The organism is Aquabacterium sp., from assembly GCF_041915145.1.
In the GTDB taxonomy this organism is placed as follows: Bacteria; Pseudomonadota; Gammaproteobacteria; order Burkholderiales; family Burkholderiaceae_C; genus Aquabacterium.
In genome coordinates, this window is sequence record NZ_JAYSBZ010000106.1 from 1 (window position 1) to 7,571 (window position 7,571).

Annotated in this window: 8 protein-coding genes and 1 tRNA gene; 5 read left to right on the plus strand and 4 right to left on the minus strand. The window is 66.9% G+C overall.

Annotated elements, in window-relative coordinates:
• The 3 genes from ACE3SS_RS14130 to ACE3SS_RS14140 form a co-directional block, all read right to left on the minus strand.
• The coding region (locus tag ACE3SS_RS14130) for a hypothetical protein (RefSeq protein WP_374595019.1) at positions 1-261 on the minus strand (261 nt) is incomplete at its 3' end.
• 30 nt (positions 262-291) lie between these two features.
• Entirely contained in the window at positions 292-1,614 is a 1,323-nt protein-coding gene (gene guaD / locus ACE3SS_RS14135) for a guanine deaminase (protein ID WP_374595021.1), read from the minus strand.
• A gap of 61 nt (positions 1,615-1,675) precedes the next feature.
• On the minus strand, positions 1,676-2,188 hold the full coding sequence (locus ACE3SS_RS14140; protein WP_374595023.1) for a hypothetical protein: 513 nt from the start codon (positions 2,186-2,188) through the stop codon (positions 1,676-1,678).
• Between the two features lie 242 nt (positions 2,189-2,430).
• Here ACE3SS_RS14140 and ACE3SS_RS14145 point away from each other — a divergent pair, with 242 nt between their 5' ends.
• From ACE3SS_RS14145 to ACE3SS_RS14165, 5 genes are all read left to right on the plus strand, one after another.
• The gene (locus ACE3SS_RS14145; RefSeq protein ID WP_374595025.1) at positions 2,431-2,967 is read left to right on the plus strand and encodes a hypothetical protein; all 537 of its coding nucleotides are present in this window, start codon (positions 2,431-2,433) and stop codon (positions 2,965-2,967) included.
• Between the two features lie 24 nt (positions 2,968-2,991).
• On the plus strand, positions 2,992-3,633 hold the full coding sequence (locus ACE3SS_RS14150) for a hypothetical protein (RefSeq protein WP_374595027.1): 642 nt from the start codon (positions 2,992-2,994) through the stop codon (positions 3,631-3,633).
• 180 nt (positions 3,634-3,813) lie between these two features.
• The gene (locus tag ACE3SS_RS14155; RefSeq protein WP_374595029.1) at positions 3,814-4,281 is read left to right on the plus strand and encodes a hypothetical protein; all 468 of its coding nucleotides are present in this window, start codon (positions 3,814-3,816) and stop codon (positions 4,279-4,281) included.
• A gap of 32 nt (positions 4,282-4,313) precedes the next feature.
• The gene (locus tag ACE3SS_RS14160) at positions 4,314-4,808 is read left to right on the plus strand and encodes a pilin (RefSeq protein WP_374595031.1); all 495 of its coding nucleotides are present in this window, start codon (positions 4,314-4,316) and stop codon (positions 4,806-4,808) included.
• 63 nt (positions 4,809-4,871) lie between these two features.
• Positions 4,872-4,946 (plus strand) — tRNA-Arg (locus ACE3SS_RS14165).
• A gap of 24 nt (positions 4,947-4,970) precedes the next feature.
• Here ACE3SS_RS14165 and ACE3SS_RS14170 read toward each other — a convergent pair.
• A partial coding sequence (locus ACE3SS_RS14170; RefSeq protein WP_374595033.1) for a type I restriction endonuclease subunit R occupies positions 4,971-7,571 on the minus strand: 2,601 nt, incomplete at its 5' end.

The window sequence follows — 7,571 nt, forward strand, 5'->3', positions numbered from 1 at the left end:
CGCGGCAAACGCCAGCCAGCGGTAGAACAGCCCCCGGTCGTGGGCCAGCGTGGCGAACACGTTGAGCGTGACCGGCCGCGCGCCTTGCGCATCGGTGCGCGAGCGGGTGAGGCGCAGCACCAGCCGCAACAGCCAGCCTTGCTCGCGCTCGGGCACCGGCGCCACGCGCGGCTCGCTCAAGCGATGCCACACGCCGGCCTGCGCGGGCAGTGGCGATGCGGCCAAGGGCGCGTCTTGCGAAGGGGCGGCGGGCTGCGGCATGGCGTCTCCAAAAAGCGAGCGATGAATCAATCAAGAAAATGATAGGGCCGGGCGACCGGCCACGAAGGTGCGAACCAGGTTGCGCTCGTCGCCCAGGGTCATCCAGGCGAAGAGCTTTTCATGCCAGTCGCGCGCCATGCTCAAGCGGTGCTCGCCCACCACGCCGTGGGCCAGGTTCCACACCGCCAGGTCCGCCGCGCGCCCCACTTCGAGGCTGCCGATCTCGTCGGCCAGACCCAGGTGTTGCGCGGCGCCCAGCGTGCAGGCGTGCAACGCCTTCCAGGCCGTCAGCCGGTTGCCTTGCAAGGCCTGTACCTTGTAGGCATCGGCCATGGTGCGCAGCATCGACAGGCTGGTGCCGCCGCCCACGTCACTGGCCAGCGACACGCGCACGCCCTGCTCTTCGGCTTGCGCCCAGTTGAAAAGGCCGCTGCCCAGAAAGAGGTTGGACGAGGGGCTGTGCGCAATCTGCGCCCCATGCTCGCGCAGCAAGGCGCGGTCGTGGTCGTCGAGCCAGATGCCATGCGCCAGCACGGCGCGCGGGTTCAGCAGGCCGGCTTGGGCGTAGACGTCAAGGTAGCTGCGCGCCTCGGGGTAGAGCTCGCGCACCCAGCGCACCTCGTCGCGGTTCTCGGCCACATGGGTCTGCATGTAGATGCCGGGGTGGGCGGCGCACAGCTCGCCTGCCATCGCCAGTTGCTCAGGCGTGCTGGTGGGGGCGAAGCGCACCGTCACGGCAAAGCTCTGGCGCCCGTTGCCGTGCCAGCGCTCGATGAGGTCGACGCAATCGCGGCGCGCGCAGGCCACGTCGTCGAGCAAGCCGGGCGGTGCAAAGCGATTCATCAAGACCTTGCCGGTGACGAGCCGCATGTTGAGCCGGTGCGCCTCGGCAAACAAGGCGTCTGCCGACACCTTGTGCACGGTCGGGAACACCACCGCCGTGGTGGTGCCGCAGGCCAGCAACGCCTGCACGAAGCGCTGCGCGCCTGCGGCAGACACGGCCGGGTCGGCATAACGCAGCTCGGCCGGGAAGGTGTAGGTGTTGAGCCAGTCGAGCAGCTGCGCGCCGTAGCTGGCGATCACGTCGAGCTGCGGGCTGTGCACGTGGGTGTCGATCAGCCCGGGCGTGAGCAGGCAGCCGGGGTGTTCTTCGCGTTGCCAGCTGGCATCGGGCTCCTGCGGCCCCGGCAGCACCCCGGCGATGCGGCCGTGCTCGATCAGCAGCCAGTGGTCGGGGCGCAGGCGCACGCCGGGGGCGGCATGCGGCGCGGCGAAGCCGGGGTCGGCGGTGAAGTCGAGCAGGTCGGCCCGCAGGGCCAGGCGCGGGGCGGATGAGGTGAGCGGCGCGGTCATCGTGCGTCGATTGTGGCCCCGATGCCCCGACGCCGAACCGTGGCGCCGCACCGCAGGCGGCTTACGGAGCCGGCGCGCGGTTGGCGTCCCACCCCGGGTGCTGGAAGTACTCGCCGTAGTGGCGCAGCGTCTGCGTGATGCCCATCAGCGCGACCTTCTTGATCTCGATCTTGGGCGAGCCGCGCATGGTGCCGGCGTCGTGCGTCAGCGGCCCCAGCACCACCGAATGAAACGCGGCGTCGGCCTCGGGCGTGAGCTTGCAGCCGCGCACGATGGCGGCGAGTTGCTGATCGAGCGAATCAGCCAGGCGCCCGTAGCCAGCGGCGTCCAGGCGATTCGCGGTGGCGTCAGCCTGCGCGGCCACCACGGCCGATCGCACCGCCTCCATGCCCTTGCGCAAGGTCTCGTCGGTCGGCCACTTCTCGCCCGGCTTGAGCGCCCGCAGCTTCACCTCACCCGGCTGCGCCGCATGATGGTCGTGGTGCAGCTCCGAACCGGCCGCCAGCACCGCGCCCGATATCCCCAGGGTGGCCCACGCCGTCACCACGACAGCCCCACGAAGCAACGCGAACATGAATCTTCCTTTCTTGAAACCGGCCCGACGGCCGAACACGCACAGCTTGCAAGCACCGCCTTACCGGCGTCTTACCGGCGTCTTACCCGGGCTGCCACGAAGGGCAACGATAGACGGGCCGTCGCCGACGTTACTTGATCGGCTTCAAGAAGCAGCCGGGGTGACGCGACCCGCGCCAGCGATTTATGCTTGACAGCCCTCGCCATCCCAACCCATGAGCGCTGCCACGACGGCGCGGTCTGATGAACCCGAACCGACCCCTGCTCAAAACGTTGCTGCGCCTGACCCTCGCGCTGGGCGGCGTCGTGTTCGCGGCGCTGGGCCTGATCGACCAGGGGTTGCGCACGGCTGCGGCTCCGCAGGGCATCGTGTCGTTCGAGCTGTGCGCCTATGGCAGCCGCTGCGGCGCCATCTTGCACGCCTGGAGCCCCCACGCCCGCGATCTGGCGCTGCTCAGTCTGGGCATCGACTACCTGTTCATGCTGCTCTACCCCGGAGCAATCTGTCTGGCCTTGCTGCTGGCTCGGGCCCGCACCCCGGGGCGCGCCCGAGCCGTCACCGGCATGCTGGCCGGGCTGATCTGGCTGGCCGCCCTGGCCGACGCCACCGAGAACTTCAGCCTCATCCAGATGACCCTGGCCGCCGACGTCCGCGTCTGGGCCTGGCCGGCCACCGTGGCCGCAACCGTGAAATTTGCCGTGTTCGGAGTCGCCTTGGCGTGGCTGGCGGCGGTGTACTGGCGCTACCCCGCGCCAAACCACGCCCTTGATGCCGCGTGATGCCGGGCGCCGGGCTCGCGCCCGATGGTTTTGCCCTACAGCGGCGCGGCAAGCGTGCCGAAATATGCCGACATGCAACTGAGCAGACTCGTTTTCATCGGCCTTTGCACCTGGGGCGCCTGGCATTGGTACCAGACGCGCCCGGTGATGCATGTGTCGCCCGGCACGGTGGCGGCCGCCGAGCCCGAGCAGACCCGCCCGCGCCAGAGCGACTTCAACCTGCGCGGCTACGCCATCAGGCCGCTGGCGCACTTCAAGGTGCGCGCCCGGGTGCTGTCGCGCGAAGACTACCGGGCCGACAAGGAGTCCGACTTGTCGCCCACCGACCTGGCGCTGGGCTGGGGGCGCATGTCCGACTCGGCGGTGTACGAGCAATTGCACATCAGCCAGAGCGGGCGCTTCTACTTCTGGCGCTACGACAACGAGCCGCCGATCCCGCCCGACGAGATCATCCGCTCCAGCGCCAACATGCACCTGATCCCGGCCAACGACGGCGTGCGCGGCGCGCTGGCCAAGGTGCGCCCCGGCCAGATCGTGCACTTTGAAGGCGAGTTGATCGAGGCGACCCAGCCGAGCGGCTGGCGCTGGCGCAGCTCGCTGACCCGCGAAGACTCCGGCGCCGGCGCGTGCGAGGTGATCTGGGTCGAATCGCTCGACACCGAATGAGCCGGCCGAAATGAATCGGCTGAATCTTGATTCGCCGCCGACCGCCCTCATCTCATCGACATGAGATGCGTCAGATTGACTGTTTCATTGGTTATTTTTCGCGAAACTACTCTTGCTGATCCGGCCTCATTTCGTTTTGAATGACATCGATCAGCCCCCCCCCGAAGCTCCGCCGCCGAGATGAACACCTGGAAGATCGAAAGCAACCGCCGCAAGCAAACCGCCATGATGCTCGCCCTCGGGAGCGTGGGCTTGGCCCTGACGCTGAGGCTGTCCGTGCTGGGGCACGGCGCCACCGAGGCCGCGGGCTTCGTCCTCGGTCTGCTGATGCTGGGCTTGAGTGCCGCGAGCCTGTACCTGAGCACCACCCGCGCCGTGGTGATCGACCCGCACAGCGGCCTGATCAGCATTGAAGACACCAACCGCGTGGGGCAGCGCAAGCGTTCCATCGCCTTCAAGGACGTGGCCGACGCCTACGTTGACCAGTCCGGCGACCGCGAAGGCAGCGTGGCCTACGACGTGATGCTCAAGCTCAAGAGCGGCAAGACGGTTTCGCTGTTCGCCGGCGCCATCTTCGACGGCCGATACGACCGCGCCGTGATGGCCGAACGTTGCCGGCGCATCGGCCAATACCTGCAACAAGCCTGAGCCTCACGGTTCAGCGCCTCGCCCCCCTGACCGTGGCCCGCTTCCGCCGAGGCTTCAGCCTCATCGAACTGGTGGTGGTGATCGCCATCCTGGCCACCCTGGCCTTGATCGCGCTGCCCAACCTCACCGACAAGGTCGTGCGCGACCAGATCAACGAAGCCCTGCCGCTGGCCGACGTGGCCAAGGGGCCGGTGGCCTCGGCCTGGTCGCTCACCCACATCCTGCCCGCCGACAACACCGCCGCCGGCATCCCGGCGCCCGAGAAGATCGTCAACACCTACGTGCGCTCGGTGGCCGTCGAAAACGGCGCCGTGCACATCACCTTCGGCAACAGCGCCAACGGGGTTCTCAAGGACAAGGTGCTCACGCTGCGGCCCGCCGTGGTGGACGACGCCCCCGTCGTGCCGGTGTCGTGGGTCTGCGCCAAAGGCAAGGTGCCCGACCAGATGACCATCAAGGGAGACGACCGCACCACCGTGCCGGCCAACTACCTGCCCTTGAAGTGCCGCAACCTCACGGGCAAGTAAGCCCGCCCCGAGGCTCGTGGGACAATGCGCCCCGCCGCGCGCCGCCACTGGCGCCACAGGCATCTCGCCGTAGTTCAATGGATAGAACGAGCGCCTCCTAAGCGCTAGATACAGGTTCGATTCCTGTCGGCGAGGCCAACTCCATCGCCACCAGAGGCCAGACTAAGCTGGGCCGCCCATGGCGCCGCGACGCCGCAGGGACTCGTAAAGCTCGCCAGGCCCCAGCAGGATGTGCTTCAGGCCCTGGCGCACCTTCTCGGAGTCCAGCGCCTGCTTGCTCATGGCCGAAAACGCGCCAAAGGCATCGATGATGGCGTTCAGCTGCTCCGACGTGAAATCCGGCGAATTGCTGAACTGCTCCTTCGTGTTGTTCATGGCCTGCTGAACCAGCAGATCCGACTCCATCATCTTCCCCTTGATGTTGTCCACAAAGGCGAGCATGTCGTGGTCGGTCAGCTCGCCATCAAACAGGTCATTCACCTTTTGCACGATTTCCGAGAGGCGGATCTTTTCCTTGTCCTGGATCTGCCCGGTGCCCGGCGCGGCCATGGGTTGCAACTTGTATTCGGCCACGTCCTCGCCGAGCAGCAGCTTCTGCGTGCCGCGATCCTTGAGCTTGTGGTGCGTCAGCGTGACCTTGGACAAATCGACGCCCTCGCGCTCGCGGCCAAAGTCCAGCAACGGCAGCAGGCGCCTGAAGAAGATGGCGCGCTTCTCGATGGCCGTGTTGCCGTAATCGAACATCTGCGACAAGAAGGCATACACACGCACGAAAGTGCCCAGGTCCCGCTTGAACAGCGTCAGGGCTTCCAGCTCGTCCTTGGCCGCCTGGCCATCGGGGCCCAGCTCGCCGCCGGGTAGCGTCCCTGACGCCGCCTGGAACGCCGCGCTGACCGCCTTGAAACGCTTGAGCAGCCGGTCGGCCACCGGCTCGATGGCGGCCACCAGCTGCGCCTGCGTGGCCTTCGGGCTCAGCTCCACCTGTACCACGCGCTCCACCTCGAAATCGTCGTAGTGGCCGGCGGCATCCAGCTTGGCGCGCAGGTCAAAAATCAGATCGGGGTCGGTCACGCCGGCCAGCTCGGCTGTCTCAAAGTAGGTCTGGAACGCCGCCAAAATCTCTTGCGGGTCGTTGGCGAAGTCGAGGATGTAGGTGGTGTCCTTCAGCCCGTGCGGGCCGTTGTAGGCCCGGTTCAGGCGCGACAAGGTCTGCACGGCCTGGATGCCGGCCAGCTTCTTGTCCACGTACATGCCGCACAGCAAGGGCTGGTCGAAGCCCGTCTGAAACTTGTTGGCCACCAGCAGGATCTGGAACTCATCGGTGGCGAAGGCGTCGCGGATGTCGCGACTCTTCAGGCCGGGGTTGAGTTGAGCGCTGTTTTCTGTGACGGGCTCAGGCAGCGAGTTCGGGTCGTTGACTTCGCCCGAATAGGCCACCAGGGTGCCCAAGCTGTAGTTTTGCGCCTTGATATAGCTGTCCACCGCCAGCTTCCAGCGCACGGCTTCCACGCGGCTGCCCACCACCACCATGGCCTTGGCGCGGCCCTTGAGCAGCGGCTGCACGTTCTCAAGAAAGTGTTCCACCACCACCTGCACCTTCTGGGCGATGTTGTAGGGGTGCAGGCGCACCCAGCGCATCAGGCCCTTGAGGGCTTCGCTGCGCTCGACTTCCTTGTCGTCCCACTCACGGCCGTTGTGGGCCAGCTTGAAGGCCAGCTTGTACGAGGTGTAGTTCTTCAACACGTCGAGGATGAAGCCCTCTTCGATGGCCTGGCGCATCGAATAGACGTGGAACGGCGCGGGCAAGTTGTCGGGCCCGGCGGGCAGATCGGGGTTGGGCCTGCGGCCAAACAGCTCCAGCGTCTTGGCCTTGGGCGTGGCGGTGAAGGCCACGTAGGTCACGGCGGATGCGGTGCCCGCCATGCCGGCCTTGGCGCTCATCTGCGCGGCCAGCAGGTCTTCGGTAGACACCTCGCCGCCGTCGGCCAGGTCTTGCAGCTCTTGGGCACTCAGCACCTGCTTGAGCTTGCCGGCGGCTTCGCCGGTTTGCGAGCTGTGGGCCTCGTCGGCGATCACGGCGAAGCGCTTGCCTTGCGTGGCCGCCAGCTCTTGCACGGCCTTCAGCGCAAACGGAAAAGTCTGGATGGTGCACACCACGATCTTCTTGCCGCCTGACAGCGCCTCGGCCAGCTCGCCGCTCTTGCTCTGGCTTTCGCCCTTGATGGTGGCCACCACGCCGGCGGTGCGCTCGAAGTCGAAGATGGCTTCTTGCAGCTGCGTGTCGAGCACCGTGCGGTCGCTCACCACCAGCACGGTGCTGAACAGTTTGTGGTTGGCCGCGTCGTGCAGGTCGGCCAGAAAGTGCGCCGTCCAGGCGATCGAGTTGGTCTTGCCACTGCCCGCGCTGTGCTGAATCAGATACTTCTGGCCCACGCCCTCGGCCAGCACGGCTTGCACCAGCTTGCGGGTGGCGTCGAGCTGGTGATAACGAGGGAAGAGCACGCCGGTGATGCGCTTCTTGTCGTCGCGCTTGGTCACGAGGTAACGGGCAATGATCTCCAGCCAACTGTCGCGCTGCCACACCTGCTCCCACAGGTAGTGGGTGCGGTGGCCTTGGCCGTTGGGTGGGTTGCCCGCCGCGCCGTGGTCGCCCAGGTTGAAGGGCAGGAAGTAGGTGCTGGGGCCCTGCAGCCTGGTCGTCATCATCACCGTGCGGTTGGTGACGGCAAAGTGCACCAGCGCCCCACGCGGAAAGTCGAGCAG

Bases quoted from the DNA above. Each gene is read 5' to 3' on its own strand.
- guaD (WP_374595021.1), bottom strand. From the start codon at position 1,614: ATGACCGCGCCGCTCACCTCATCCGCCCCGCGCCTGGCCCTGCGGGCC.
- ACE3SS_RS14140 (WP_374595023.1), bottom strand. From the start codon at position 2,188: ATGTTCGCGTTGCTTCGTGGGGCTGTCGTGGTGACGGCGTGGGCCACC.
- ACE3SS_RS14145 (WP_374595025.1), top strand. From the start codon at position 2,431: ATGAACCCGAACCGACCCCTGCTCAAAACGTTGCTGCGCCTGACCCTC.
- ACE3SS_RS14150 (WP_374595027.1), top strand. From the start codon at position 2,992: ATGGTTTTGCCCTACAGCGGCGCGGCAAGCGTGCCGAAATATGCCGAC.
- ACE3SS_RS14155 (WP_374595029.1), top strand. From the start codon at position 3,814: ATGAACACCTGGAAGATCGAAAGCAACCGCCGCAAGCAAACCGCCATG.